Source organism: Nocardia sp. NPDC056952, assembly GCF_042674185.1.
Classification (GTDB): domain Bacteria; phylum Actinomycetota; class Actinomycetes; order Mycobacteriales; family Mycobacteriaceae; genus Nocardia.
Map to the genome: position 1 here is coordinate 174,569 of NZ_JBHURA010000003.1, position 25,992 is coordinate 200,560.

24 protein-coding genes and 2 tRNA genes are annotated in these 25,992 nt (G+C 65.9%); 8 read left to right on the forward strand and 18 right to left on the reverse strand.

Going from position 1 to position 25,992, the window contains the following annotated elements; genetic code table 11:
* Positions 1-42 precede the first annotated feature (42 nt).
* Entirely contained in the window at positions 43-519 is a 477-nt protein-coding gene (locus ACFTS5_RS12440; RefSeq protein WP_378631430.1) for a nitroreductase family deazaflavin-dependent oxidoreductase, read from the forward strand.
* Positions 520-523: 4 nt separating this feature from the next.
* On the opposite strand, the gene ACFTS5_RS12445 is transcribed toward ACFTS5_RS12440, so the two are convergent.
* Positions 524-1,360, reverse strand: a complete 837-nt coding sequence (locus tag ACFTS5_RS12445) for an SDR family oxidoreductase (protein ID WP_378630332.1) — start codon at positions 1,358-1,360, stop codon at positions 524-526.
* Between the two features lie 105 nt (positions 1,361-1,465).
* Between ACFTS5_RS12445 and ACFTS5_RS12450 the strand changes: the two genes are divergently transcribed.
* Positions 1,466-2,050 carry a TetR/AcrR family transcriptional regulator gene (locus ACFTS5_RS12450; RefSeq protein WP_378630334.1) on the forward strand — a complete coding sequence of 195 codons (585 nt, stop codon included), beginning with the start codon at positions 1,466-1,468 and terminating at the stop codon, positions 2,048-2,050.
* Between the two features lie 3 nt (positions 2,051-2,053).
* On the opposite strand, the gene ACFTS5_RS12455 is transcribed toward ACFTS5_RS12450, so the two are convergent.
* Entirely contained in the window at positions 2,054-2,851 is a 798-nt protein-coding gene (locus ACFTS5_RS12455) for an MBL fold metallo-hydrolase (protein WP_378630335.1), read from the reverse strand.
* Positions 2,852-2,860: 9 nt separating this feature from the next.
* Positions 2,861-3,331 (reverse strand): grhN, encoded by a 471-nt coding sequence (locus tag ACFTS5_RS12460; protein ID WP_378630337.1) that lies wholly within the window; start codon positions 3,329-3,331, stop codon positions 2,861-2,863.
* A gap of 86 nt (positions 3,332-3,417) precedes the next feature.
* Between ACFTS5_RS12460 and ACFTS5_RS12465 the strand changes: the two genes are divergently transcribed.
* Positions 3,418-4,551 (forward strand): helix-turn-helix transcriptional regulator, encoded by a 1,134-nt coding sequence (locus ACFTS5_RS12465; protein WP_378630339.1) that lies wholly within the window; start codon positions 3,418-3,420, stop codon positions 4,549-4,551.
* 1 nt (position 4,552) lies between these two features.
* On the opposite strand, the gene ACFTS5_RS12470 is transcribed toward ACFTS5_RS12465, so the two are convergent.
* Positions 4,553-5,128: a TetR/AcrR family transcriptional regulator gene (locus ACFTS5_RS12470; RefSeq protein ID WP_378630341.1), complete on the reverse strand. Its 576-nt coding sequence runs from the start codon at positions 5,126-5,128 to the stop codon at positions 4,553-4,555.
* Between the two features lie 2 nt (positions 5,129-5,130).
* The gene (locus ACFTS5_RS12475; RefSeq protein ID WP_378630342.1) at positions 5,131-7,662 is read right to left on the reverse strand and encodes a molybdopterin-dependent oxidoreductase; all 2,532 of its coding nucleotides are present in this window, start codon (positions 7,660-7,662) and stop codon (positions 5,131-5,133) included.
* Positions 7,663-7,889: 227 nt separating this feature from the next.
* Between ACFTS5_RS12475 and ACFTS5_RS12480 the strand changes: the two genes are divergently transcribed.
* Entirely contained in the window at positions 7,890-8,297 is a 408-nt protein-coding gene (locus ACFTS5_RS12480; RefSeq protein WP_378630344.1) for a helix-turn-helix domain-containing protein, read from the forward strand.
* A 1-nt stretch (position 8,298) separates the two neighbouring features.
* Here the strand turns inward: ACFTS5_RS12480 and ACFTS5_RS12485 are convergent, their stop codons facing one another.
* From ACFTS5_RS12485 to ACFTS5_RS12495, 3 genes are all read right to left on the reverse strand, one after another.
* On the reverse strand, positions 8,299-9,351 hold the full coding sequence (locus tag ACFTS5_RS12485; protein ID WP_378630345.1) for a fused (3R)-hydroxyacyl-ACP dehydratase subunits HadA/HadB: 1,053 nt from the start codon (positions 9,349-9,351) through the stop codon (positions 8,299-8,301).
* Positions 9,352-9,400: 49 nt separating this feature from the next.
* Positions 9,401-9,892, reverse strand: a complete 492-nt coding sequence (locus ACFTS5_RS12490; protein ID WP_378630347.1) for a DinB family protein — start codon at positions 9,890-9,892, stop codon at positions 9,401-9,403.
* A 328-nt stretch (positions 9,893-10,220) separates the two neighbouring features.
* Positions 10,221-10,294, reverse strand: a tRNA-Pro gene (locus ACFTS5_RS12495).
* A 1,183-nt stretch (positions 10,295-11,477) separates the two neighbouring features.
* Here ACFTS5_RS12495 and ACFTS5_RS12500 point away from each other — a divergent pair.
* The 4 genes from ACFTS5_RS12500 to ACFTS5_RS12515 all read left to right on the forward strand — a co-directional run bounded on the left by ACFTS5_RS12500 (position 11,478) and on the right by ACFTS5_RS12515 (position 15,903).
* Positions 11,478-11,551 (forward strand) — tRNA-Pro (locus ACFTS5_RS12500).
* 595 nt (positions 11,552-12,146) lie between these two features.
* Complete coding sequence (locus tag ACFTS5_RS12505) at positions 12,147-13,340, forward strand: saccharopine dehydrogenase family protein (protein ID WP_378630349.1); 1,194 nt, start codon at positions 12,147-12,149, stop codon at positions 13,338-13,340.
* Positions 13,341-13,430: 90 nt separating this feature from the next.
* Entirely contained in the window at positions 13,431-14,096 is a 666-nt protein-coding gene (locus ACFTS5_RS12510) for a TetR/AcrR family transcriptional regulator (protein WP_378630351.1), read from the forward strand.
* A 121-nt stretch (positions 14,097-14,217) separates the two neighbouring features.
* Entirely contained in the window at positions 14,218-15,903 is a 1,686-nt protein-coding gene (locus ACFTS5_RS12515) for an FAD-binding dehydrogenase (RefSeq protein ID WP_378630353.1), read from the forward strand.
* A 60-nt stretch (positions 15,904-15,963) separates the two neighbouring features.
* Here the strand turns inward: ACFTS5_RS12515 and ACFTS5_RS12520 are convergent, their stop codons facing one another.
* The 10 genes from ACFTS5_RS12520 to ACFTS5_RS12565 form a co-directional block, all read right to left on the reverse strand.
* Positions 15,964-16,932, reverse strand: coding sequence for an alpha/beta hydrolase (locus tag ACFTS5_RS12520; RefSeq protein WP_378630355.1), 969 nt, complete (start codon positions 16,930-16,932; stop codon positions 15,964-15,966).
* A 139-nt stretch (positions 16,933-17,071) separates the two neighbouring features.
* Complete coding sequence (locus tag ACFTS5_RS12525) at positions 17,072-17,368, reverse strand: DUF6510 family protein (protein ID WP_378630357.1); 297 nt, start codon at positions 17,366-17,368, stop codon at positions 17,072-17,074.
* On the reverse strand, positions 17,365-18,129 hold the full coding sequence (locus tag ACFTS5_RS12530) for a ferredoxin reductase (RefSeq protein ID WP_378630358.1): 765 nt from the start codon (positions 18,127-18,129) through the stop codon (positions 17,365-17,367). The genes ACFTS5_RS12525 and ACFTS5_RS12530 overlap by 4 nt, the downstream gene beginning before the upstream one ends.
* Positions 18,099-18,698: a molybdopterin-dependent oxidoreductase gene (locus ACFTS5_RS12535; RefSeq protein WP_378630360.1), complete on the reverse strand. Its 600-nt coding sequence runs from the start codon at positions 18,696-18,698 to the stop codon at positions 18,099-18,101. Before ACFTS5_RS12535 ends, ACFTS5_RS12530 begins: the two co-directional genes overlap by 31 nt.
* A gap of 355 nt (positions 18,699-19,053) precedes the next feature.
* Positions 19,054-20,106, reverse strand: coding sequence for an NAD-dependent epimerase/dehydratase family protein (locus ACFTS5_RS12540; RefSeq protein ID WP_378630362.1), 1,053 nt, complete (start codon positions 20,104-20,106; stop codon positions 19,054-19,056).
* Positions 20,107-20,376: 270 nt separating this feature from the next.
* Positions 20,377-21,474, reverse strand: a complete 1,098-nt coding sequence (gene ald / locus ACFTS5_RS12545; protein ID WP_378630363.1) for an alanine dehydrogenase — start codon at positions 21,472-21,474, stop codon at positions 20,377-20,379.
* A 29-nt stretch (positions 21,475-21,503) separates the two neighbouring features.
* Positions 21,504-22,655, reverse strand: a complete 1,152-nt coding sequence (locus ACFTS5_RS12550; RefSeq protein ID WP_378630365.1) for an MFS transporter — start codon at positions 22,653-22,655, stop codon at positions 21,504-21,506.
* Entirely contained in the window at positions 22,652-23,929 is a 1,278-nt protein-coding gene (locus ACFTS5_RS12555) for an aminotransferase class III-fold pyridoxal phosphate-dependent enzyme (RefSeq protein WP_378630367.1), read from the reverse strand. Before ACFTS5_RS12555 ends, ACFTS5_RS12550 begins: the two co-directional genes overlap by 4 nt.
* The gene (locus ACFTS5_RS12560) at positions 23,926-24,702 is read right to left on the reverse strand and encodes a hypothetical protein (RefSeq protein ID WP_378630368.1); all 777 of its coding nucleotides are present in this window, start codon (positions 24,700-24,702) and stop codon (positions 23,926-23,928) included. The genes ACFTS5_RS12555 and ACFTS5_RS12560 overlap by 4 nt, the downstream gene beginning before the upstream one ends.
* A 43-nt stretch (positions 24,703-24,745) precedes the next feature.
* Positions 24,746-25,540, reverse strand: coding sequence for an SDR family NAD(P)-dependent oxidoreductase (locus ACFTS5_RS12565; RefSeq protein WP_378630370.1), 795 nt, complete (start codon positions 25,538-25,540; stop codon positions 24,746-24,748).
* Positions 25,541-25,992: the final 452 nt, after the last annotated feature.

Genomic DNA, 25,992 nt, shown 5'->3' on the forward strand with positions numbered 1-25,992 from the left:
TTATCGCCGATCCGCGATCGCTGTAGCGTGCGGACGATGGTTATGCCGAAGAATCAGCCGAAAGGGCTGAACTCGCCGATGACGACCCGGATCATCCGATACGGGTCGCGCGCACAGGCGTGGGTCTATCGCCGCACCAACGGCCGCGTCGGCGGTACCTGGCGCATCGGTGCCGGGTTCCGCAGCCCGGTGCCGACGCTGCTGCTCGAACATCGAGGTCGCAAGTCCGGCAAGATCTTCGCCGCGCCGCTGCTCTATCTCGTCGACGGCGAGGATCTGGTCATCGTCGGCTCCCAGGGCGGCCTCGCGAATCATCCGCAGTGGTACCGGAATCTGCTCGCGGATCCGAACGCCCATGTCCGGATCCGCAGCGAGCACTACCCGGTGGTTGCCCGTGTGGCCGACGCCGACGAGCGTCAGCGGCTGTGGCCCTTGCTGACCCGCCTCTACGCCGATTTCGATGCCTACCAGTCCTGGACCGAACGCGAGATTCCCGTCGTGATCCTGTCGCGCACCTGAGCCCTCAGTCGGCCGCGAGCCGGTCGTCGTAGGCGCGACGGGCATCGCGGTCGACATCGATGAAGGTGCGGTGCACGCCCAGCCGCCGAGCCATGAACTCACCGAGCGGGCGTGGGGTCAGCTTGTTGAAGGCGGCGAGCATGCCCGCGGCGCGGGTGACCGACACGCGGCGGCGTGGCCGGGCGATCAGGGCGGCGACCGCGCTGGCGACGTCGGCCGGCTCGGCGAGCAGCGCACGCGGAGCGCGGGTTCCGGCGATCATCTCGGTGCGGGTGAATGTCGGCAGCACCGCGGAGAACCGCACGCCGGTGCCGCGGTGTTCCAGGCGCATGGTCTCGGTGAAGCTGAGCACCGCCTGCTTGCTCGCGCAGTAGGTGGCCATTCCCGGCGTCGGGTTCTCACCGGCCATCGAGGCCATGTTCACGATGTGGCCGCGGCCGCGGGTGAGCATCGGTGGCAGCGCGAGCTTGGTGCCGAGCAGGACGCCGTAGACATTGATGTCGAGAATCCGGCGGGTGATCTCGTCGGACTCCTCGGTGAACCGGCCGACCGGCATGATGCCCGCGTTGTTGATCAGTACATCGACAGGGCCGCAGGTCTTTTCGACTTCGGCGAGGAAACTCGCGAACGACGCGGGATCGGTGACGTCGAGGTGCCGCGCCATGGACGCGCCTATCTCGGTCCCGGTGTTCGCGACCGTGCTCGCATCGATATCGCCGAGGGCGACGACCGCCCCTGCCCCGGCCAGTTCGCTCGCGACCGCACGCCCGATGCCGCGCGCGCCGCCGGTGACAACGACTACTTTGCCCGCGGTGGACGGCATGTTCGATGCATCAGACATGTGTCCAGATTGTATTCTGGACATGGTTACGAATCAACCCCGACCCCCGCGCCGACGTGGTGTGGTTCGCCGACGCCATGGGACTGGCGAGTAACATCCGGACGCATGTCTGAAAGCGATTCCATCAGTCTCGAAGCGACCCGGCGTCGATTGACCGGGAAGCAGGCCGACACCGTCGAACGGCTGACCAGGGCCGCGCTGGTGGTGCTGACACGCGATGGCTTCTCCGGCATGACGATCCGGCTGGTCGCCGCGGAAGCAGGCGTCGCCACCGCAACCGCGTACACCTACTTCTCCTCCAAGGAGCACCTGGTCGCCGAGATCTTCTGGCGGCGCCTGCTGGCCTCGCACTCGCCCGCGAGCGAGGACCAAGACCCGACGGTGCGGGTGCTGGCCGAGCTGCGCAACATCGCGCTGCTGGTAGCCGAGGAGCAAGAGTTGTCCGGCGCGGTCACCGGCGCGCTGCTGGGCTCGGACCCGGATGTCGAACACCTGCGCACCCGCATCGGCATCGAGATCCGCGGCAGACTCGCGCGCGCTCTCGGCCCCGAGGCCGACACCGAGGTCATCGAATTGCTCGAGATCATCTACGCGGGCGCGCTGGTGCGGGCGGGCATGGGCTACGAGTCGTACTCCGAAATCGCCGACCGGATCGAGCGGGCCGCACTGAGGATCCTGCATACCGCCTGACACTCAGGGTTCGAAGCTCGCGAGCATCTGTTCCAGCGCGGCCTGATCGGGACCGACGAACGGCGCGGCATGCGGCGCCTCGGCAAGCATGTCCCAGTACTCCGCCGTGCGTCCACCCGCGGGCGGAAGATGTGTACTGAGGATCCGTCGCGGGTCGAAGGCACGCATCGCCGACACGGTGGCGAGGTATTTGCCCTCGTCCACGATGTGCACCCACGGGCTGTCCACCGCCGCCCAGAGATGCTGTGCCGCGCGAATCGCGGCCGGTGGCGTGTAACCCACGTCGTCGGCGGTCGCGAGTTCGGCGCTGGGCAGCGGAGCGCCGAAACAGTCGGAGGTGAAGCATGATTCGCTGCGTTCGTCGAAGAACCCGACCGTGCTCGGATTATCGAACAACGGTGGGCGAAACGCGGTGAGGCGTCGGTCGCCGACATCGAGGGACTGCCCCGGGTTCAGCAGGTACACGCGGTCCATCGGGACCGGTCGAGCGCACGACATGATGCCCAGGCCGGCGAATGTCGTGATCAGCCGGGCGTTCGGGGCGGCATCGAGCAGGTCGAACAGCGATCCGGTGTGGTCGCGATCGGGATGGGTGAGCCACAGCCATTCCACGTCGGCTGGATCCACGATCGAACTCAGTGCCGCCATGAACCCGCGGTCGGGAAGGCTGAGGCCGGTGTCGACGACGACGGGTTCCGCCGCGTGCAGAACGTAGGCGTTGACCGGGATATGGCCGATGCCCGGGACTTCCAGTTCATCGGCGAGAACAGTGATGTCGTGCTGGATTCGATTGATACGCATGGTGTTTCCTCAATCCTCGAAATCGACTCGAATGATCGAGCGCGCGATGGCAGCGAGGTCGTCGGCGGTCGGGTCGTAGCCGCGCGTGATCTTCAGCCCGAGTTCGAACGGGCCGGCGCCGTCGTCCATCGCCGCTCGCATCGCGGCGCCGACTCGGGCAGGCGCGACATCGAGGAGCACGGCGCGACCGTGGCGGATCTGCCCGCGGTGGGTGATGGTGACGGGTGCGCCGCCGACCAGATTGTGGCGCCATGCTCGCTCGGTGAAGATCAGCGTCTCGTCGCCGACGTGGTGCAGGCAGACCGGGATCCGCAGCGTGCGGCCGGTGCGGCGGCCGGTGAATTCGACCATTCCCTGTCGGCGAATGCGGCTGCCGAGCCATCGCGTCGCCAAGATGCGCCGCACGACAGGATTGATCAGTCGCATCAGTTCCGGCGGTGGCGGACTGAGGCGCACATTCGTGGTTCCGGTGTTCGTCATAGGTCGAGGCTAGGAATTTCCCGGTCGCCGCGACATTCCACAAATCTGGTATTTCCCCTGGTCCGGCCGCGGCCTACCGTTGATCTGTGAGCACGGATGCGAGGCAACGCGCCGCCGACAAGATCGGGCGGTTGTGCCGGGAGCCGCACGATCTGGTGTCGCTGTGGCAGGAGACGACGGAGGTGCTGGCCACCGCGGTCCCGCACTACTGGACGCCGTGCTGGTACACCCTCGATCCCGCGTCGCTGCTGATGACCAGTCACTTCCATCTCGGCCTCGCCGAGTTTCCGCCGCAGTGGCTGGCCGCCGAGTACGGCGAGGAACGCAACGGCATCGTCGACGTCGTCAAGTCGGCGACCGGATTGTCGACGCTGCACGACACCACTGGTGGAGACCCCTCGAACAGCGAACGCTGGCAACGCAATATGACGATGGGCGGGGACCAGGAATTGATCGCCCGGTTGCGCACCCGCTCCGGCGAGGTATGGGGCGCGCTCGCGCTCTATCGCGAACCCGGCGCCGCGATGTTCGATCCCGCCGAGAAGGAATTCGTGGCGACCGTGGCGCCGACACTGGCCGACGGCGTGCGCCGGGCGCTGCTGATCGGGCAGGCGGACGAACCCGAATACGGGGACTCGCCCGGTCTGCTGGTGCTCAACTCGGCCTGCGAGATCGAATCGGCCAGCGCCGGCGTGCAGCGCTGGCTCGGTGACCTGCCCGACGGCGACTGGGATCGCCAGAAGCTGCCGAGCGCCGTGGTGACCCTCGCCGCCCGCGCGTTTCGCAACGCGGCGGACGACCGACCCGACGAGGTACTGGTGTCGCGAGCGCTGAGCAGGTCGGGAACCTGGGTGGTGTTGCACGGCGCCCGCCTGACCTCGTCAGCACAGACCAGGGTCGCGGTGATCATCGAACCGGCCCACCCCAGCCGGATCTACCCGCTGCTGATGTCGGCCTATGGGCTCACCGAGCGCGAACGCGACGTCACCCGGCTGGTGCTGCAGGGTGCCTCGACCTCGCAGATCGCCCACGATATGACCGTCTCGGCCCACACCGTGCAGCAGCATCTGAAGAGCATCTTCGACAAAACCGGTGTCCACAGCCGCCGAGACCTGGTCGCCAAGGTGTTCTTCACCCACTACGAACCCCGCTTCCGGGACAACGAGCAGCGCGTCACCGCCACCAAACCGATCCGGGGTGGGCCCTGGCCGACGTACTGACCTAGGTGCCGACGGCGGTGGCGAGCAGGACGCGCAATTCCTCGACGACCTCGTCGAGCGCGGTAGTCGAGCGGTGGACGCGGCACAGGATCACCGCCCCTTCGACGCTCGCGATCGCCATGGTGGCCAAGCGTTCGGCGCGTGCCGGTGCGACGCCTTCCGCGGCGATCGCGACGGTCAGGGTGTCGTGCCAACGCTGCAGGATGGCGGCAACCTCGGGTTGCAGGTGGCGGTCCTCGGGCGACCCGCCTACCGCCACCGACACCACCGGACAGCCCGCCTCGAAATCGGACGTCAGCAGGATCGCGGTCCAGAACTCGGCGATCCCGGCCAGCACCCCGGCGGCGCCCCGCTTGGCGGCCTCCTCGATGAGGGCGCTGATCGTATCGCCTGCGAGAGTGAGCGATTCGGTCATGATCTGGGCGCGGCCGCCGGGGAAGTGGTGATACACCGAGCCCCGCGGAGCGCTGCTGCGGGCGAGTACCGCGTCGACGGTCACGCCCGCCGCGCCGCGTTCCCGCAGCAGTTCGATCGCACTGCCCAGCATCTTCTGCCGGGTGTTGGTACGAGCTCCCACCGTCAGGCCTCCTTCACCGGCGCCGTGAGCACCTCGATACGGGCGGGAACGTTCTTGTGCCAGGGGCTGCCGAAGAACTTGTCGCGTCGCGACGTCGAGGTCAGTGTATTGAGCGCGACACCGACGACAGTGTCCGCGCCCGGATAGGAGACACCCATGCCGTTGGGGAGTGAAATATGTCCTGCCTGCATCATCTCGCTGATCTCGATCGACGTGGTCGCCGAACCGGATTCGGTGACCACACGCACCCTATCGCCGGTGCTCAGCGCGAGCCGCTCGGCATCGGCCACCGCGATCCGCAGCGCGCCCTCACGGTCGCGGCGACGCCAGTCCGGGTTGCGGATGATCACGTTCGCCGTGAACGCGCGCCGCTCACCGGCGGACAGGGTGAACGGGTACTCCTCGCTGGTGTAGTCGGGGTCGACCGCGCAGACCGCGCGCAGTTCGTCGAGCAGTTCCGGGATGGCGGCGTGGATCTTGCCGTCGGCGTGCTGGATGTAGCGCCACGCGTCCTCGTAGCGGTCATCGGAGAACATCACCCCTTCCGGGTGCGCGCGCACAGCCTCGAACAACTCCTCGGCCTGCCCGAACCCGGATCCGGTGAACCCCGCCCTGGCCACGGCGTCGGGCTGGGAGATCACGCACAGCAGCGCGAATCCCCATGCCAGCGCCAGCGCGGCTTCCCCGTCCGGAAGGCTCGCGCCCAAGGTCCGGTACAGCAGATACGGTGTCAGCCCGGCCAGTTCGGGGCGCGCCTTCAGCGTGGAGAACAGTGCGAGCGCGAACGCCTCCCGGCTCACCCGCGCCGCTGCGGCCAGCTCCTCGAGCAGCCGGGGCTCGACCACGCCGAGACGGTCGATCACCGCACCGTAGATCTCGGGTTCGGGCCGGGTGCCCGGCAACGGCGCCATCAACGGCACGCGCATCTGAAAGCTGTTGTGCGGGAAGTGCAGCGTGAACAGCGACGCCTCGTACTTCTCGAACTGGCTCGCCGCGGGCAGCACATAGTCGGCCTGGCGAGCGGTCTCGGTCATCGCCACATCGACGACCACCGACAGCTCCAGCGACCGCATCGCCGCCACGAATCGCGCCGAATCCGCCAGCGAGTGCGCGGGATTCGACGAATCGATCCACATGGCCCGCAACCGGTCGGGGTGGTCGGTGAGGATCTCGTCGGCGATCGAGTTGCACGGGATCAGGCCGTAAAGAATCCGGGCCCCGGAAACCGGTGTGCGGGTGGGACCGTCGGCCATGCTCAGCGTGTCCGCGATCGTGCGGGCGATCGGCACCGCCACAGCGTCGAAGAACACGTCGAGCGTGGTGCTCGCCGTCAGTCCGGCCACGTTCCGCGAGATCGCGCCACGTCGCGCGGTCGCGGCGATCAACCGGCGCGCGGGCGTGGCACCGTAGCGCATCGCCATGGTCGCGACGCCACGCCGCAGGCGCTGCGCCCTCCCCGCCCCGGCCTCCTTCGGGATGGCGTGCCAACGTCCGGCGAGCGGAAACATCCACGAATGGATATGCACCCCACCGGGTTTGGCGAAGTTGCCGGTCAGGATCCACAACATCTTGTTCAGGTAGGCGACCAGGGTGCTGTTGGGTGACTGCTGCACGCCGAGGTCCTCATAGGTGGCGACGCTCTTCGCGGCGGCGATCCGGCGCGCGACGGTGCGGATCAGCGTCTCGTCGAGACCGCAGCGGTGCGCGTTCGCGCTGATGTCGACCGCCCGCAACGCTCGCAACACCGGTGCGACACCGGTCGCGTGTTCGGCCAACCACCCCTCGTCGTGCAGGTTCTCCTGCACCAGCGTCGCCGCGATCGCCGACACGCACCACGCGTCGGTGCCCGGCTTGACCTGCAGGTGATAGTCGGCCAGCGCCGCGGTTTCGCTGACGCGCGGGTCGATGACGATCATCGTCCGGTTCGGATCCCGCGCGATCTCGCGCAGCACCGGCCGCGCCTGCGCGATGCCGTGGGACTGCCAGGGATTCTTGCCGACGAAGATCGCGACCTCGGTGTGCTCGAAATCGCCGGTGGTGTGATTGCCGTAGAGCTGGGAATCGACCCAGGATTCACCGGTCTTCTCCTGCGCCAGCGCATTCGACATATACCGGCCACCGACCGCGTGATACAGCGCCCGGCCGTAGGCGCCACCGAGGTGATTGCCCTGCCCGCCCCCGCCGTAGAAGAAGATCGACTCGCCCCCGTGCGTGTCACGAACCCCGGCGAGCTTGGTGGCGATCTCATCGAGCGCGGTGTCCCAGTCGATCGGCTCGTACGTACCGTCCGCGGTGCGTCGCAGCGGAGTGTCGATGCGGTGCGCGCCAGACTGGTACTTGTCGAGCCGTAGCGGCTTCTCGCACGTGTAGCCCGCCGACCCCGGATGTTGTTTGTCGCCACGAATCTTCACCAGGTTGCGGCCATCGGTCTGGATCTCGAGACCGCAGTTGCATTCACAGAGAATGCAGGCCGTCTTGCGCCACCGCGCGGTCTCGGCGGTGTTGTCATCGGATTCCGGGCTGGTCAGACGCATGCTATGCAGTATTGCATAGAACAGGACATCGGCGCGGGCTGATGGCAGTCAACGCGGTCGCTGACCTGGTCTTCCGCGTCGGCCGACACGAATCGGCGGTCGTTATCTCGAACAGTCCAGTGGTGGAGATTTTGTGACGAGCGCCGCAAGTTTGCTAGGACTATTGCCGGGAACACAGTGCGCGTCTCATGATGGTCTTCTGACCAACTTGACGCCGAGGAACTGCTGTGACGCACTTCGCCGCCCGCCTCAACGAACTCTTCGACAACCCCTCGGGTCCGGACGTGCGTCAGTGCACAAACCGCCAAGTGGCGCGCATGCTTCAGGCGGCCGGTCACAGCATCTCCGCACCGTACCTGTCCCAGCTACGATCCGGGAATCGCGAGAATCCCTCGGCGAAGACTGTTTCGGCGCTGGCCGACTACTTCCAGGTCACGCCCGATTACTTCTTCCTCGCCCCGCATCATCCGGGCGTCGACGATCACACGCTCATCCGAGCGCTCGAACTCGAGGAACCGCGCGCCCTGCTGCTGCGTGCTGTCGGCTTGTCGAGTGAGGCCATGGACATCCTCGTCGCGATGGCCGAGCGTCTCCGTGTGAGTGACAGATTGCTCGCCATTTGCCTCGACGATTGACCTAGTGGTCCGCGCACTGGATCACCGCAACCGCTCGTCCGAAGATCTTCCTGCCGTCCTGTGTGGCGGTGACCGCGATCGTCGCGGTCTTGCGGTCTGCGTCGACCGCCTTCACCCTGCCGGTGTATTCGACGATCGCTCCGCTGTCGGAGACGTAGACCGGGCTGGTCGATCGCACCGCGTATTCGGGCACCACACCGGGACCGCCTGCCCATGAGGTGACGTACCCCGCACCGATCCCGATCATCAGCATGCCGTGCGCGACAGGCGATTCCAGATTCACCGACGCCGCCGCCTCCTTGCTCCAGTGAATGGGGTTCGGGTCGCCGGCCACGCCCGCGTAGTTGACCAGGTCACCGAGCGTCACAGCCACGATCCTGGGCGGCAGCTCGTCGCCGACGGCGACGGTGCTGAACGGCACCATATTCCGGCCCGGGTCCGCGGTCGGTGCCGGGCGCGCCGGCGCGGCATGCTCGGGTGTGTGGTGCTGTCGCGGAATCGACGCGCCATGACGGAAGTTCTGCATCACCAGTCGATCGCATATTCGCGCCGCGGCGACGTTCACCTCCGGCCGGCCGGCGAACGACGTGCGGGTGGTGACGACTTCCTTGCCGTACTGGTCGGTGACCGCGCACTTGAATCCGAAGATGTCGCCCCCGAACGCTTTTCGGCGCGATTCGAGTTCGACCTCGAAGCGTAACGAATCGCCCGCGAGGATCGGCCTGTCGATGATGAGGCCGTAGTCGGTCTGCATGATCTGGGTCAGGTCATAGCCTTCGGCCACGCGATCGAACATCTCGATCTGGGCCAGAAACGCGGGGATCGAGACGAAGGTCAACGGCGCGACCAGGCCACCGTAACCGTGGTCTTCGGCCGCTTGCTCGCAGTGGTGCGCGGGATGATCATCCTGAACCGCACGGGCGAACTCCCGGATCTTCTCGCGCCCGACGATGTAGCAGTCGCCGGTTCGATAGGACTGCCCGACCGTCGTCGCGGAGGCGACCGAATCGGCGGGTGGATCGAGCGATCTGAAGTCGTCTGGAGTTGTCCGCACACTCAGCAAAGTAACCAATTGTTAGCCGTGCGAGCGATATTTGCTGTTCTCAGAGTGTCGTAGTCCGATCGATCTGCTCGCGCAGGATGTCACCGTGACCTGCGTGGCGCGCGAATTCCTCGATCATGGCGAGCAGAGTCCACCGCATGCTGACAGTCCCCTCCCGGGGATTGCGCTTGGTGTCCTCCAGGTCGAACCGCGCGGCGATCGCCCGTGATCGGTTGCTCGCACGCTCGAACTCCGCGATGACATCGGCTAGCGACTCGTCGTCGGCCACGGCGAACGTGCCCTCGTCGCGTTTCGAGTATCCGTCGCATTCGGCTTCGTCGAGCCCCGCCCAGAACCGCTGGAACCAGATCCGCTCCGCGGCGGCGGCATGTTTGATCAAGGAGATCGGTGTCGTCAACGACGCGACAAGCCGTCGCCGAGCATCGGCGTCGGACAACCCGCGTGCGGTCGCGATGAGCGCTTCACGGTTGCGATCGAGTGTGTTCTCGATGATCGTTCGCTCGGCGCCGGTAGTAATTATGTTGGTAACCATGGACTTTCGCTCCATTCTCTTGCCGATCGAAGGCTCGGGGGTGTCTGGCAGTCGGCAGGGCACGGCTCGGTGGGCTCAACACGGCCAGTGACGGAGGCGAACCAGGGGAGGGGAAATCTGATGTGTTTCGTCGCGGAACGCGCGCTGACCAAGGCGATGCGGGTCGATCTTCACCGCAGCCGATACCGGTCGAGCGCCGAAGAGCTCGACGCCGCCTGCCGTCAGTCTGTCATGTCACTGGGGTTTCTGTGGGATTCGGCCAAACCACATCAAATCTCGGGACACAAGAAAACCCCCTCCGACCCAGGTCAGAGGGGGGTTTTCACTGTCGGGCTGACAGGATTTGAACCTGCGACCACCTGACCCCCAGTCAGGTGCGCTACCAAGCTGCGCCACAGCCCGTTCTTGCCCCCGTCTCCGGGTGCTCGAAAAGATTACCTCACCTCTTGGTGAAGGTACTAATCGGCTGGTAGGGGCACCTTTCTATCGATCCGGAGGAGTGTCGGCGTCTTGCACCGGAGCCCACAACCGCGCCGAGTTCGTAGGGATCCCATAGAAGACTGTGCGTGTCAGGAGCCCGACCTTGCCAGGGCGTTCATGGCCTGTGCGCGCGGTCGGTTCGTGTGGCCCTCGGACGTGACGTGCGCCCGTTCGGCACATTCTCGCGGCGGTCACGCCTCCGCCCGTGCACCGTGTTTGCTGGGCGTGGCTGTTGCCGCAAACTGCCCGCAGGCCATGGGCGTTCACCTGTCTACGGTGGCAAGCAGGTGCGGTGTGCCGTCAGCGCACGCGGACCTTGAGGTGGTGGGCCGGCAAGCGGTCAGCATGAGCATCAGCTGTTGGGTGTGATCGCGTGGTCGAGTTACCGCGAACGGCACGCGCGTCGATTCAGAATGGGCGCCGTCGATTTCGTGCCTGATCAGCCAACTACCTGACGCTTGCCGGCCTGAGAGTGGAGACGGCTGGCCGTGTTGGTGGTGTGTGGGTTCGGCAGTCGATGCTTCCGTCAGCTTGGTCGTGGCGGGTGCCGTGTCGGTTTGCCGTGGGGCCGTTGCCGCGATCGTATGATGACCCGACTTACTCACTTGCCCCGTCCATCGTTGGAGAGACCTGAATGTCAAACATGAAGTGGCGCGTGTTCGGTACGTCGGTGCTGATAGCGAGTGCCACGGCCATGATCTCATCAGGGCCTGCGATGGCGGAGCCGCAGGGCTGCACACTGGACCGATCGTGGGGCGGAGCGAGTGCCCATTGCGGAGGCGATGGGACCTATATTCTGGAGGTCGACTGTTTCGGCGTGAGCGTGTCCGGTGGGCAGCCGTTCGGGCCGTACTACAAGTCAGTCGTCGGTCATACAGATCCGACTTTGGACCCGATCTTCACCTACCCGCAGCGGAACTGCATGAACCCTTTGACGCTCGGGCAGGTCGGTATTGCTACCGATGCGCGTATTACGTTGGTGCCCACTCGGCCCGCTCCGTCGAACGCTTACGAATAGTGATCAGCGTGGAACCTGGGTTTGCGTCACAACGTTTCGGCGTTCACAGAGGTAATCTCTTCGAGCACCCGGAGACGAGGGCAAGAACGGGCTGTGGCGCAGCTTGGTAGCGCACCTGACTGGGGGTCAGGTGGTAGCAGGTTCAAATCCTGTCAGCCCGACAGTGAAACCCTCTCTGACCTCGGTCGGAGGGGTTTTTCTGTACGTTGGGATTTGACGTGTTCTTCCCGATATGCACACTTATTGCATATTAATTGCTCCAGCCAGCCTGGTTGCGGGATGCTGAATCTGGATTCGCGCCTATTGCGGCCAGCTCGGTGGAGACGAGGGCGGGGTGGGGGAGCGCTAACAGGGCCCGATCTCGTCGGGAGATGCCGGCTCGGTCGGGGTGATCCAAGGTGGTTACGGGACTGAGCCGATTCGTAGGGTCGGCTATGCCGAACTCGGCGCGTTCGCACCGGAGCGCCGCGCTCTCGCCTCCTTTGGATGTCGCAGCGGGCAACTGGGTCGAGGGGTTGCGGCTGCTGCTGAATCGGCAGTCTGGCTAGGGCGACGAACTCTGTGATGACCGTCTGATTCAGTGATCGGATGTTGACATCGCTAACTAGCCTTCCTAGGCTGTGCGAGCGCTTCATACAGCTTGCGGAAGATGAGGCTTCGGTCGTCGCCGACTGTGTCGAATCGCCGTTCACCGGGCGTGGTGAGCTCATCTGTCAACTGACCTGTCTTCGCCGATCCACGGAATGGACCCTTCTAATGTCTGTCGGACGTGAATTCGACCTCGTGCTCGTCGGTGCAACCGGATTCACCGGGGGCTTGACCGCGGAATATCTCGCAGCCAGTCTTCCCAGCGGCGCTCGCTGGGCCCTCGCGGGACGGAGTCGGGCGAAGCTCGAATCAGTCCGTGGCCGGCTCGCCGCCATCAACCCCGCGGCCGCGGATCTGGAACTGCTCCATGCCGACACGACGGAGCCGGATTCGCTTCTGGCGGTTGCGGAGTCGGCGCGTGTCGTGGTGACCACCGTCGGACCGTATCTCGAGCACGGGGAACCGCTGGTCGCGGCGTGCGCTGCGGCTGGGACCGACTATGTCGATCTCACGGGGGAGCCCGAGTTCATCGATCGGATGTATCTCGCGCACCACGACACAGCCGTGGCGACCGGCGCTCGGCTGGTTCACGCCTGCGGATTCGACTCCATCCCTCACGATCTCGGTGTCCTGTTCACTGTCGGACAACTTCCCGCCGGCGTGCCGTTGACGATTCGCGGCTCGGTGCGTAGCAACGCGATGATCTCCGGCGGAACTGTGCATTCGGGGCTCGGACAGCTCTCCCGCTTGCGAAAAATGCGGCAGGCCGCGCTCGCGCGTAAACGGACCGAGCCGCCGACGGACGGCCGTCGAGCCCGAATCCGCAACGGTGTGCCTCGGCATGACTCCGCACTCGCTACCTGGCTGCTGCCGATGCCGACCGTCGATCCGCAGATCGTCCAGCGGTCGGCGCTCGGTCGGGTCGACTACGGGCCCGATTTCACCTACACCCACTACGCCGGTATCAAGAACCCGCTGGTTCTGTTAGGCGCCGTCATCGGCGTCTCCGTGGCGGCGGTCGCTGTCCAGATACCCGCGCTGCGCCGGGTCATCGGTGAGCGGATTCCGCGCGGCACCGGACCGTCGGAGTCACGACGTGCCCGTTCGTGGTTCACGGTCGATTTCGTCGGCGAAGGCGGTGGGCAACGGGCGCATACGCAGGTCCGCGGTGGCGACCCCGGCTACAGCGAGACCGCGAAAATGCTCGCCGAATCGGCTCTGTGCCTGGCCTTCGACGACAATCCGCCGACCGCGGGTCAGGTGACCACGGCCACCGCGATGGGTGAGAACCTGCTGCGCCGATTGACCGCCGCGGGCATCTCGTTCACTGTGCTGAGTGGGAGCCGGGTACCGGCGAGCTGATGGTCGGGTGCGTGGACGCTGCGTGATCGCACGTCACGGCCGACGTCGTAGGCTGGACTCGGATCTTTCGACGAGAACGGCGGTGTTCATGTGGCGACGACGGCGACCCCCGGGACCTCGCAGGCGGTGGGGGAGGACGGCCCACGGCGAGTCACCAAGCGGAGGGCGCAGACGCGTCAGCGATTGCTCGACGCCGCCTACGAGGTGTTCGCCGAGGTAGGTTTCGGTCGAACTCGGCCCGAATTGATTTGCGAGCGTGCCGGTTACACCCGTGGGGCGTTCTATTCGCAGTTCGCCTCGATGGATGAACTGTTCCTGACGTTGTGGGAACAGTGGTCGGCACGCATGCTCGACGGCATGCGGGAGGTGCTGGCGTCTCGGGAGGTCGCCGGCGTCGAGGACGACCGCGAATTGGTCGAGCGCCTGCTGAGAGCGGTGCCGATCGATGGCAACTGGTTCCGCGTCAATGCGGAGTTCACGGCGCATGCTCTCCGCAATCCCGAACTCTGTGCCCTCGTCGCCGCGCGTGAGCGGGCGAACATCGACGCGATCCTGCCCGTCGTCGAGGAGTTGCTCGCGCGGGTAGGCCGCACGGTAGCGGACCGAGAGTCCTTCGGGCAGGCGCTGATCGCGGTCCACGACGGCACCATGGCTCAGTGCCTGATCGAACCGGACGACCCGAAGGTGATGGCTCGGCGGATCGACCTGTTTCTTCGCGTCATCGAGTCGTTCACGGACCGAGAGTCGCCGGACTGAGGGCTCGCAATTGAATACAGAAGTGAATCAGATGCGGTAATGTATTGGCTACTTCGGTGGTCTCGCCGGGGTGCGGTCTGTCTGTCGCGGGTGGGCCGGCGTACTCGTTCGAGGAGTAGTCGTGTCCGACAGCAACCACCCATCCGTCCCGCAGGCCGAGGTGATCGTGATCGGTTCCGGCTTGGCCGGTCTCGTCGCCACCTACGAATTGATCCGCGCCGGTCGGCGAGTGCTGGTGCTGGATCAGGAGAATCGCGACAATCTCGGTGGGCAGGCCTTCTGGTCGCTGGGTGGGCTGTTCTTCGTCGACAGCCCGGCGCAACGTCGGCTCGGCATCCGTGATTCCTACGAACTGGCGCTGCAGGACTGGCTCGGTGCGGCCGCGTTCGATCGGGACCGCGAGGACGAATGGGGTCGCCGGTGGGCGCACGAATATGTTCGGTTCGCGGCCACTGAGAAGTGGGACTACCTGCATGAACTCGGTCTGCGTATGACCCCAGTGGTCGGCTGGGCCGAACGTGGCGGGGCCGAGGCCGACGGGCACGGCAACTCAGTACCCCGATTCCACCTGACCTGGGGCACTGGACCGGACGTCGTGCGGGTTTTCGCCGAGCCGGTCCTCGCCGCCGAGCGGGAAGGGCTGGTGCGCTTCGCTTTCCGGCACCGGGTCGATGAGCTGGTGGTCGAGGACGGCGTCGTTGTCGGTGCTCGTGGCGGTGTCCTGGCTCCGTCCGATCTGGCCCGCGGCGTCGCCTCCTCGCGAGAAGTGGTCGGGGAGTTCGAGTTTCGTGCCGACGCCGTGGTGGTGGCTTCGGGCGGGATCGGTCATGCCCATGAACTCGTTCGCCAGAGTTGGCCGACGGAGCGTCTCGGGCCGTGCCCGGAGACCATGATTCCCGGTGTGCCCGCCTATGTGGACGGGCGGATGCTCGCCATCACCGAAGCCGCCGGTGGGGCGGTGGTCAACCGGGATCGGATGTGGCACTACACCGAGGGGATCCACAACTGGGATCCGGTCTGGCCCGACCATGCGATTCGCATCATTCCCGGCCCGTCCTCGCTGTGGTTCGACGCGTGCGGCAAGCGGCTGCCCGCACCGTGCTACCCGGGTTTCGATACCAACGCCTCGATGAAGGCGATCCTGGCCACCGGATACGACTACTCCTGGTTCGTGCTCGATCAGGCCATCGTCGAGAAGGAGTTCGCGCTCTCGGGCTCCGAGCAGAACCCCGACATCACCGGCAAGGATCTCCTGCTCACGCTCCGCAGCCGGTTGGCCAAGGGTGCGCCGGGGCCGGTCGACGCGTTCCTGCGGCACGGCGAGGACTTCGTGGTCGCCGAGACCCTGGCCGAGCTGGTGGCGGGCATGAACAAGATCGCGCGGGGGCCACAGCTGGACGCGGTCGATCTGGAACGTCAGATCGTGGCCCGTGATCGGGAAGTGGCCAATTCCTACGGCAAGGACGGACAGCTCGCCGCGATCGCGAACGCGCGCCGCTATGTCGGGGACAGGCTAGGCCGGGTGGCGGCGCCGCATCGGATCCTGGATCCGGCCAAGGGGCCGCTTATCGCTGTGCGGCTCAACATCCTCACCCGAAAGACCTTGGGCGGGTTGCAAACCGACCTCGACTCCCAGGTCGTCGGCGCAGACGGTACGCCGGTGCCGGGCTTGTATGCTGCGGGCGAGGTAGCCGGTTTCGGAGGTGGCGGTGTGCACGGTTACAGCGCGCTGGAGGGGACCTTCCTCGGTGGCTGCATCTTCTCCGGTCGCGCAGCGGGCCGCGCGCTGGCGCGGTCCCTTCCCTGATTCCTTCTGGCAAAGCCGGCCGGACCGTGCAGGTCCGGTCGGCCTTGTCGTGCAACAGCGTCAGTTCAGGGCTGTTCTGAGCGCATCGATGGCGAGCGTGCGGGCGACATTGGCGGCGCGGGTGTCACGCAGACTGTCCAGGAGCAGGAAGTCGTGGACCATGCCCGCGACGCGGACCGAGGTGACGTCGACGCCTGCTTCACGCAGCTTGTTGGCGTACTGCTCGCCTTCGTCGCGCAACACGTCGGCCTCGTCGGTGATGACCAGCGTGGGAGGCAGCCCCTTCAGCTCGTCCAGCGATGCTCGCAGCGGTGAGGCGTACTTTTCCGCGCGCTTGTCGGGGTCGGTGGTGTAGGCGTCCCAGAACCACTTCATGCCGTCGCGGGTGAGGTAGTAGCCCTCGGCAAACTGTAGGTAGGACGGGGTGTCGAAGTCGGCGTTGGTCACCGGATACAGCAGCACCTGGGCTTTGAGGTCGATGCCCCCGCGGTCCTTGTTCATCAGCGCGAACACCGCCGACATACAGCCACCGACCGATTCGCCGGTGACGGTGATGCGGCTGGTGTCGAGTCCGTGTTCGGCGCCGTGTTCGAGCACCCACTTGCCGACGGCGTAGTTCTGCTCGACCTGCGTGGGGTAGCGATTCTCCGGTGCCCGGTCGTAGACCGGGAAGACACCCGCCGCACCGGCGCCGACGGCGAGTTCCCGGAACAGGCGATCGTGGGTCTTGTCGTCGCCGAGCACCCAGCCCGCGCCGTGGATGTAGAACACCACCGGCAACGGACCACTCACGCCCTTGGGACGAATGATGCGGGTGCGGACCGTGCCCCACTCGCCCGCATCCACGTCGACCCATTCCTCGTCGACATCCGGACGCGACACGCCCTCGCCGCTCTGCAGGTCCACCAGGATCTGGCGGCCCTGCTCGGGTGGGACCTCATAGATTCGGGGGTGCGGATCGGTGGCCTCGGCCAACTCCTTCGCGGCCGGTTCGAGGTAGGGGGTGATGGGGGGCGGAAGCGCGGTCATTCGTCTCTCCATACGTGAGAAGTGGATGGTGTTCGGCTCCGATAGCGACGATGCGTGAACAGATATCGCACGTCACCGGATTGCGGTGGTCCGCGGGAGTGGTTTCGCTCCTTTCTGTCGGCGTTCGGTGCAGGTGTGTTCAGGCGCTCGATATCGACAGCGTGACACCGTCGCCGAGTCCGAATCGGATTCCCCGGGGAGTCTCGGTGAGCCACATCAGAATTTCCGCGCAGGCGATGCACCGGGCGACCAGTCCCGGACATCGGTGATAGACGATGGCGCGCGCTACCGGCTCTGTGCTGCCGCAATGCCCGCATCGGCAGGTGACGGTCGTTATCTCGACGCGGAACACCGCCGACAGTGGACCGGCCATCGCATTGCCGTCGAGATGAGCATCACCGGTGTGCGGAGCTGCTGTGTCGATCGTGTCTGTCATCGATCGTCTCCTGTCGGTCCGAAGCGCTCGGTTTTGATGCGCGCGGCGTCGTGGCCCAGCGAGAGCAGGCCGGCAGCGGCGGATTCGACGAAGCCGGTCGGACCACACACGAAACACGTGACCGAGGGCGCGGGCGCGAGTCCGTGTGTTTCCAGGTCGGCCCGGGTCATCCGGCCGGGAGAACGCGGGTACTGCGGCGGGGCAGTTCGTGTGTAGATCGGATACACCGCCACATCGGGTCGTCGAATCCCGAAGATCTCGTCGGAGTAATAGCTCTGCTCGGGAGAGCGGAGGGAATAGATGACCCGGAACGGCACTGTGGTCGCGGCATCGAGCCGGGCGCGCAGAATTGCCCTGACAGGCACGATCCCCGACCCGCCGGCAACGAGTACCGCGGCACCGTCGTGTTCGGGATCCCACACGAACCATCCACCGATCGGTCCCCGGATCTCGATGCGCGCACCGATCGGCAACCCGTCGACCAGGTATTCCGATACCTCGCCGCCCGGTACACGCTGCACAGTGATCTCGACTCTGTCACCGTTCGAAGGTGTGGCCAGCGAATAGCTGCGTTCCGCGTGGTAGCCGTCGGGTGCGGTGAGACGGACATCGATGTGTTGGCCCGGTCGGTGTCCCGGCCAGCCATCGACCTCGAGCAGCAGCGTTCGGGCACTGCGAGTTTCGAAGCGCTCGGCGACGACGGTAGCGGCACGCCATCCGACCGTTGTGGTCAGTCGCCCTGATACCGCTGTTCGCGCCATGGGTCTCCGTAATCGTGGTAACCGGCTTCTTCCCAGAAACCGGACTCGTCCTGATCGAGTAAGCGGATCCCGCGGATCCATTTGGCGGATTTCCAGAGGTAGAGGTGGGGGACGAGCAGTCTGGCGGGCCCCCCGTGGGCCGGGTCCAGTTCGCGGTTACCGAATTGGTCCGCTATCCAGGCCTGTCCGTCGAGAAGGTCTTCGAGCGGCATGTTCGTGGTGTAGCCGCCGTAGCTGTAGGCCAGCGCGTATTCGGCTTGTGTCTCCACGGCGGCCAAGAGAGTATCCAGCGAAACGCCCGACCAGTCGGTGTCGAGTTTGGACCAGCGGGTGACGCAGTGGATGTCCACGTGCGGCCGGTCTCTGGGCAGTGTCTGGAACTGTTGCCAATTCCAGTCGTAGGTTTCGCCGGTTTCATTGATGATGGTGAATGTCCAGCTGTCGGTATCGATCTGCGGCGTCGGCCCGGTCGAGAGCACCGGGAAGTCATCGACCAGGTACTGCCCGGGTGGAAGCCGGTCGCTGTCCGGGCGTGCGCGCCCCCGGAAGCCGGGTGAAAAGTCGGTCACGGCAGCTTCTTTCAACAGAATGGACATTCGGCACGCGATTTGCGGCAGTCGACATCCCGGTGGATCGTCCGTCGGCGGGATGCCTGCGGCCTAGGAGCTCCGGTTCGAGCCCCGATGAACCGGCGGTGCTGCAGCGGCCGGCTCGCCCATCTGATGGTTGCTCGTCTGTTGCCACTATTGCCGGTCGGGAGCGGCAGTGTCAAGGATTGTTGTGATCAGTGTCCACATTGGGCGGTCGGCGCTGTTCTCGGCTGCATCGGCAATGCGGATCCCGCCTCCGACGGGGGTCGTCAAGCAGTTCAGGCCCGTAGATGTCTGCGAATTGTGCGCGGCGTCAGGTAGCTGCCGGGTGCACTCATCGACGCGCCAGGCCGTCGTCGATCATCTGCTGGAAATGCTCGGTGATCGACTGCTCGGCGGGCCGGAAGCTGACGCCCAGTTCGGCATCGGTGCGAGAGTTGTCGAAGCGAACGGGGAGTCCGACGTTGAGTCGCACATTTTTTCTGGTCATTCCGGCGGCCGGTGCGGCGAGTTCGACGACGAACTTCGGAAGTTCGTGGCGGGGGAACGAAATTCTGTTGCCGAACTGACGACGCAGGACTGCGCCGATTCCGAGCAAGCTGGTGGTCTCGGAGTTGGCGATGTAGCGTCCGCTCGCTGCTGGGGTGAAGGCGGCGGCGATATGTGCGCGAGCGACGTCGCGGACGTCGACGACACCCATCTGCAAGGCAGGCGCGCCCAGCGCCAAGGAGTTGTCGGTGAAGTGCTGCATCGTCGTCATGCTTCCCGATGCGCTTGCCGTGGTCAGGGAGGGGCCGAGCACCAATGAGGGATGGATGGTGACCAGATCCCAGCGTTGCTGAGTCCGCTGAATCGCCCATGCCTCCTTCTCGGCGACGGTCTTGGAGTAGGAGTAGGGCTGGTGGTCGACGGTGCTGGTGGAGTTCCAGTCCGTGTCGGTGAAGCTGCCTCTGCCCACCATGTCGGCATTGTCGCCGTAGATCGCTGCGACGCTGCTGGTCAGCACCACTCGTTTCACCGACTCGGCGGCGTTGACACTCGACAGCACGTTGCGGGTGCCTTCGAGAGCCGGGCGAACGAGCTGCTCCTCGGCGTCGCTGATCTTGCCGAGCAGGAACGGTGAAGCGGTGTGGATCACCAGCTCGCACCCCTGCACCGCCGCGTCGAAGCTACCTTCGTCGAGCAGGTCTGCCTGGTGCAGGCTGAGTTTTTCCGGAAACTGTTCGCTCAGGGCTTGCAGATGTTCCAGGCCGCGCGCTTTGTGCGGATCGCGCACTGTCGCCCGGACGGTGTAGCCGTCGCCGAGGAGTTGGCGCACGATCCAGCTCGCGACGTAGCCACTGCCGCCGGTGACAAGGACTGGTGCATCTGGGTCGATTACCGTCATCGAGGTTCCCTGCTTCCTTGAAATGTGTTTTGCCCGCCCTTCCTGGTGGCGCGGTGACGCTGGAGCGGGATTCGGCGGGCAAAGTGAGCGGCAAGAAAAATGTATACGGTGCTAACTGGAAGAGTAGGGCTGCCGTGTGACCACTGTCAATTTCGCTGGATCGTGCGTGTCTCGCCTACTGGTGTCGCTGTTCCTGCGGTCAGTGCCGTGCGACGGGTGGATGCCGACGGGTGAACAGGGGGTGTCCTTCGGATTCGGTCGTGATGCGGGTCAGGCGAGAATCGCGGACTTGCCGGGGAAAACCGTCGCCACCGACGGGTGGGTGATCGACCCGTCGATGGTGTTCACCCCGCCCGCGAGTGCGCAGTCTTCGTCGGTGGCGCCTTCCCAGCCCTTGTTCGCGATATCGAGGACGTAGGGCAGGGTCGCGTTCGTCAATGCCGGTGTCGATGTCGCCGCGGCGGCACCGGGCATATTGGCCACGCAGTAGAAGATCGACTCGGCGACACGGTAGGTGGGTGCGTCGTGGGTCGTGGCCCGTGAGTCGGCGAAGCATCCGCCCTGGTCGATCGCGATGTCGATGAGCACGCTGCCGGGCCGCATGCGCTCGACAATGTCGCGGGTGATCAGTTTGGGTGCTTTCGCGCCGGGGACCAGGACGGCGCCGATCACCAGGTCGGAATCCAGTGCGGTGCGCTCGATTTCGTACCCGCTCGACGTGACGGTCGCGACCCGGCCACGGTAGAGGTTGTCGATCTCGCGCAGGCGGGGCAGTGAGATGTCGAGCACGGTGACATCGGCGCCCAGTGCCACGGCCTGGTGTACCGCGTTCAGACCCGCGATCCCCGCGCCGATGACGGTGACCGTCGCGGGTCGCACGCCGGGCACACCGGCCAGCAACTTCGCGCGACCGCCGTTGCTGCCCAGCAGGTGATAGCCGCCCGCCAGGATCGACATGCGTCCGGCGACCTCACTCATCGGCGCCAGCAGCGGCAGGCTGCCGTCGGGTGCCTGCACGGTCTCGTAGGCGATGGCGGTGGTCCGGGCGGTCAGCAGTGCGTCGACGAGTGCTTCGTCGGCAGCCAGATGCAGATAGGTGAACAGCACGAGATCCGGTCGTAGGTACTGGTATTCGCGGGGAACGGGTTCCTTGACCTTCAGGACGAGTTCGGCTTCCCATGCCTGCTCGACGGTGCCGAGCGTGGCGCCTGCGGCAAGGTAGTCCGCGTCCGTGATCGCGCTGCCCACACCGGCGCCCGCTTGGATGGTCACGCGGTGCCCTGCGCGGGTCAACTCCACGACACCCGCGGGGGTGATGGCGACTCGTGCTTCCTTGTTCTTCACTTCGGTCGGTACCCCGATGTGCATGAGAGTTCCTTTCTGAGTGTGATGTTCGGTCAGACCCGGGATCTGCGGGTGACGGTGGGGCGTGTCAGGGTCGGCACGACGGCGATAAGGACGACGGCGGGAATGAGGAACGCGGTCCCCAACGACGGTCCCGCCGCGACCAGACCGAGGGCCACAGCGCCTGCGACCGCGCCGCCGTAGTTGAAGAGGTTGACCCGCGCGATCACTTCGTCGCTGCGGTCGGGTTCGAGCTCGCCCGCGGCGGCGAACGCGATCGGTACCAGTGCGCCGATCGACAGACCGGCTGCGGCGAATCCGATGATCGCGCCGGGCAGGGTGGCAACTACCGCGACCGTCACGGTTCCGAGGACTCCGATTCCGATGGCGGCCGCGGTGACAGCGGTGCGATCGAACCTGCGCACCAGGGGATCGACGGTGAGTCTGGCGACGAGAACGGCAGCTTGGTAAACGGCGAAGCCCAAGGGAGCGGTCGCGGCTGCGACCGCGAGTCCGTCGCTGAGGTAGGCGGTGCTCCAGGTCGCCACCGCGGAATCGACTGTGAACGCCGCCAGCACCAGGGCGCCGATACGCCAGATGCCTGGCCATGGCATCGGCACCCGAGCCATGGTGTCCTCGTGGCTCTTCCGTGCTGCCCGGGCGGGATCGAAGAGCTTGGCACCTGCCACGACAACGCCGATCTGGACCGTTGCCGCCACCGCGAGCGGCAGCAACGGGAATCCGCCCGACACCGCACCCGACACCACCAGCGCGCCGATCATGGCGGCCGCGGTGTAGGTGGCGTAGAACCGACCGAAAACCGTTGTACCGGTGTGTCTCTGGACAAGCGCGCCCTGCATGTTCGCAGCGGCGTCGACGACCCCGAGGCCGATTCCGTAGATCCCGAACGCGACCAGGAACGGCCCGAGATCGCCGAGCACGGTCAACGCGATCAGCGCGGCGGCCTCCATCGCCAATCCCGCACCCAGCGACTGCTTGCTGCCCCATCGAACCGCGATGAGATCGGCCAGGATCGAACCACCCGCCGCGGCGATGCACATCCCGAGCAGCAGCAATGCCAGCGTCGTCTCGGTCATGTCCAGGCGCGACTTGAACTCCGGCAGCACGGTGACCGCGATCGCGTACCCCAGCCCCTGCGCCCCATAAGCTCCCGCGACCGCGATCGTCCCCGCACGGGGCGTCACCGTGACTCCGGTTGAGCACGGATCGCACGGAATGCCGCGTCGGCGACATCGAGGGTCTTGTCGATATCGCTGTCGGTGAGTGCGGCATTGATGAAGTGATTGTGATGGGAGGTCAGGAACACGCCGCGGCGAACGCATTCGGCGATCCAGCGCTGATGCAGCATCAGCGAGTCGTCGTCCGCCAGACGCAGATAGAACAGCGCCGGTTCGCCGGAGGCGACGAGCCGGAATCCGTGGGTGGCGGCGACGTCGACCAGGCCGTCGGTGAGGCGGGTGCCGAGGCGCCGGAACAGCGCGGGGCCGTCGATCTCGCGCAGTTTGGTCAGGGTGGCGATGCCCGCGGCGAAGGGGACCGCACTGAGCCAGTAGCTGCCGGTAAAGGTGATGCTCGAGACCGCTTCGCGCAGGCTGTCACGTCCGCACAGCGCGGAGACGTTGTAGCCGTTGGCGATCGCTTTGCAGAAGCAGATCAGGTCGGCCTGGAAACCGTAGTAGTGGTCGCTGCCCGCCAGATCGAGCCGGAAGCCCGCGCGGACGTCGTCGACGATCAGCACCACACCGAACTCGTCGCAGAGCCGGCGCACCCCTTTCCAGTAGTCCGCCACGGGCAGGACATTGTCGGCGAAGTTGTGGTGCTGATAGGGCTGGGCGATGAGCGCCGCGATCTCGCCCCGGTGGGTGGAGAACGTCTCGCGCAGGGCGCCGAGGTCGTTCCACGGCAACTCGATATTGCCCGCGACATCCTGTTCGAGCACACCGGGATAGTCCAGCTTCTGGGTCCACGGTGCGACGCCGTGGTAGTAGCCCTGGATGAAGACCAGGCCGCGTCGGCCGGTCGCGGCGCGCGCGGTCATGATCGCCAGCGTGGTCACGTCACCGCCGTTCTTGGCGAAGAACGTCCAGTCCGCGCTCGCGACGGTGTCGACCAGTAGTTCGGCGAAATCGACCATGGTGGTCGTGGGGATGGTGACGACATCGCCGAGTTCGGCTTGCGCGCGGGCGGCTGCCCGCACGTCGGTATCGCCGTAGCCCAGGACGTTGGGGCCGTATCCGCACATGTAGTCGATGAATTCGTTGCCGTCGAGATCCCAGAAGCGGGTGCCCTCCGCCCGCGCGGAGAACAGCGGGTAGGCCGAGCGCGGGATGTAGCACCCGTCGCGGGGGCCCTGGTGGCCGTGGATGCCACCGGGGATGACGCGGGTCGCCCGCTGGAATGCGGCTGCACTGCGCGCGTATTCGTAGGTCGCGGTGGTGACGAGGTCGGACGAGGTCATGATCGGTGTGCTCCCAGGTAGGCCCCGACGCGGTCGAGGATGCGGTTGGCGTTGTCGATGAGGGGGACGAAACCCCGCATGGTCAGCCGGCCGTCGCACATGCACGCGAGCGCACTGTCCTGGCCGGAGAGGATGGCACCGGCGACGCCGAGATCGGCGAAACGCAGTGCGGCGCGGGGTGATCCGGTGAGATCGTGGTCCACCCGTAGCCGGTGATCCTTGACTTCGAGGCGGTAGCGGATGTCCTCCCCGACTTCGAGGTCGAAGTCGCCGTCGGGCATGTGTTCGGCCGAGAACTTGCCGCTGACGTCTTCGTTGCCGACGACTGTGATGGCGACGGCCGAGATGTGCAGGGCGAGCAATGTGGCGATGTCCGCACCGTCCTCGGACTCGGCCTGCGCCGAGGCGGGCTGGAGATAGCCCGCCAAAATTTCGGACAGTGGCGCGAATTGCTTGGTCAGGAAACGGATTCCGGCCGGTCCGCCGAGGGGGATCGGTTTCGCGGTGCCGCCGAGGACGGCGTTGAGGTGGGCAGAAGAGGTGAACAGCAGCCGTGGGCCGACGCCGCGCCCGCCGGGCCGGATCGAGGTCGGCGTAAAGGTGTAGCGGGCCTCCGGTCCGCCGAGGACGGACAAGGTGAGGGTGACGTCCCGGTCCAGGGTGCCGAGCACAGCGGCCGCCGCGCTGTCGAGCTCGGCCAGTCTCGGCAGTGCTCCCAGGACGGCGTGCAGATTGATCGCGGCGTGAACACGGTCGTCCAATTCGGTCAGCATCGAATGTCTTTCGTGTAGTGCGGGATTCGGGTCGGTGGGTGGGTCATGGATGCCCCGGTGCCCCGGTGGCTCGTTCGGCCAGCGCGAGCGAAACCCGCAGTGGCGCGAGTTTCGACGCCAGGGCTTGGAGGCGATTGACCGATCCGACAGTGACGACGGGTGCGTTGCCCTTGTCGATCGCGCGGAAGACGGCGTCGAGGACCTCGTCGACGCCGGCGACCCGCCCGACCTTGAACCGCTCGGACCCGGCGGCATCGAAGAATTCGGTCTCGGTCGGGCCCGGGCACAACGCCAGCACGCGCAGACCCGTACCTCGGGATTCCTGCCAGATGGCGGCGGTGAGCGAGGTCAGATAGGCCTTGCAGGCCGCGTAGACCGCGATGTTGGGAATCGGCTGATGCGAAGCGGTGCTGCTCACCATGAGCAGCAGCCCGCGTGGAGAGCGCATGAGCTGGGGCAGGAATTGATGAGCCAGCAGCGTCGGTGCGGTGACATCCACGGCGATTTCGCGCTCGATCAGCTGCGCGTCCTCGTCGATGAACGGCTCCGCGGTCCCGAAACCTGCGCAGTTGATGAGCGCGTCGACCTCGATGGCACCGTCGGCCAAATGTTTCGCGATGGCCGCGGCAGCCTCGGGCAGGGCGAGGTCGTAGTCGATCGGCGTGGTCGAGACGCCGTGCTCGGCGGTGAGGTCCGCGGCCAGTTCCTCGAGCCGATCACGGCGGCGCGCGATGAGGATCAGGTCGTAGCCCCGGGCCGCGAACCTGGTGGCGAAACCACGGCCGATTCCGGAGCTGGCGCCTGTCACGAGGGCGACGGGTCGGCGTTCGGTAGGCATGGGACTCCTTGTTGGAGGAACAAATCGGACGGTCGCAATCTGGACGAATGACCAGTTGTTGAATCAGACCCCGGCCACGTCTGGCAGGCAAGGGATCGGCGAGGTGTTTACGGCTTCGTCACGGCCCGAAACGCCGCAGTTCGACGCAAGGAACTGCGCGGAAACGCAAGTGGGCGGGACTACATCGGCATCGTGTGGTCCGATTCACTGCGAGGGTGACTGTTCCTGTCGGTTCGATCGCGGCGGTCGGCGGAAGTGGCACGTCATCGGGGGCGAGGGAGGTTCACGATTTTCGTCGGTTTCCGGGACTTGGCCGGATTGGCGGGCTTATGCTCGACCCAGGAAGAAACGCGAGCGTACATGACTCTCGTTTTCAATAAATAGCTGTGGGGTTCCGATGCAGATGAGATCGACGCTGATGGGGATTGGTTGTGCGCTGACGTTGGTGATCG

Coding starts and splice junctions, on each gene's coding strand:
- ACFTS5_RS12440 (WP_378631430.1), top strand. CDS start 43: ATGCCGAAGAATCAGCCGAAAGGGCTGAACTCGCCGATGACGACCCGG.
- ACFTS5_RS12445 (WP_378630332.1), bottom strand. CDS start 1,360: ATGTCTGATGCATCGAACATGCCGTCCACCGCGGGCAAAGTAGTCGTT.
- ACFTS5_RS12450 (WP_378630334.1), top strand. CDS start 1,466: ATGTCTGAAAGCGATTCCATCAGTCTCGAAGCGACCCGGCGTCGATTG.
- ACFTS5_RS12455 (WP_378630335.1), bottom strand. CDS start 2,851: ATGCGTATCAATCGAATCCAGCACGACATCACTGTTCTCGCCGATGAA.
- ACFTS5_RS12460 (WP_378630337.1), bottom strand. CDS start 3,331: ATGACGAACACCGGAACCACGAATGTGCGCCTCAGTCCGCCACCGCCG.
- ACFTS5_RS12475 (WP_378630342.1), bottom strand. CDS start 7,662: ATGCGTCTGACCAGCCCGGAATCCGATGACAACACCGCCGAGACCGCG.
- ACFTS5_RS12490 (WP_378630347.1), bottom strand. CDS start 9,892: ATGGTTACCAACATAATTACTACCGGCGCCGAGCGAACGATCATCGAG.
- ACFTS5_RS12505 (WP_378630349.1), top strand. CDS start 12,147: ATGTCTGTCGGACGTGAATTCGACCTCGTGCTCGTCGGTGCAACCGGA.
- ACFTS5_RS12520 (WP_378630355.1), bottom strand. CDS start 16,932: ATGACCGCGCTTCCGCCCCCCATCACCCCCTACCTCGAACCGGCCGCG.
- ACFTS5_RS12525 (WP_378630357.1), bottom strand. CDS start 17,368: ATGACAGACACGATCGACACAGCAGCTCCGCACACCGGTGATGCTCAT.
- ACFTS5_RS12530 (WP_378630358.1), bottom strand. CDS start 18,129: ATGGCGCGAACAGCGGTATCAGGGCGACTGACCACAACGGTCGGATGG.
- ACFTS5_RS12540 (WP_378630362.1), bottom strand. CDS start 20,106: ATGACGGTAATCGACCCAGATGCACCAGTCCTTGTCACCGGCGGCAGT.
- ald (WP_378630363.1), bottom strand. CDS start 21,474: ATGCACATCGGGGTACCGACCGAAGTGAAGAACAAGGAAGCACGAGTC.
- ACFTS5_RS12555 (WP_378630367.1), bottom strand. CDS start 23,929: ATGACCTCGTCCGACCTCGTCACCACCGCGACCTACGAATACGCGCGC.
- ACFTS5_RS12560 (WP_378630368.1), bottom strand. CDS start 24,702: ATGCTGACCGAATTGGACGACCGTGTTCACGCCGCGATCAATCTGCAC.
- ACFTS5_RS12565 (WP_378630370.1), bottom strand. CDS start 25,540: ATGCCTACCGAACGCCGACCCGTCGCCCTCGTGACAGGCGCCAGCTCC.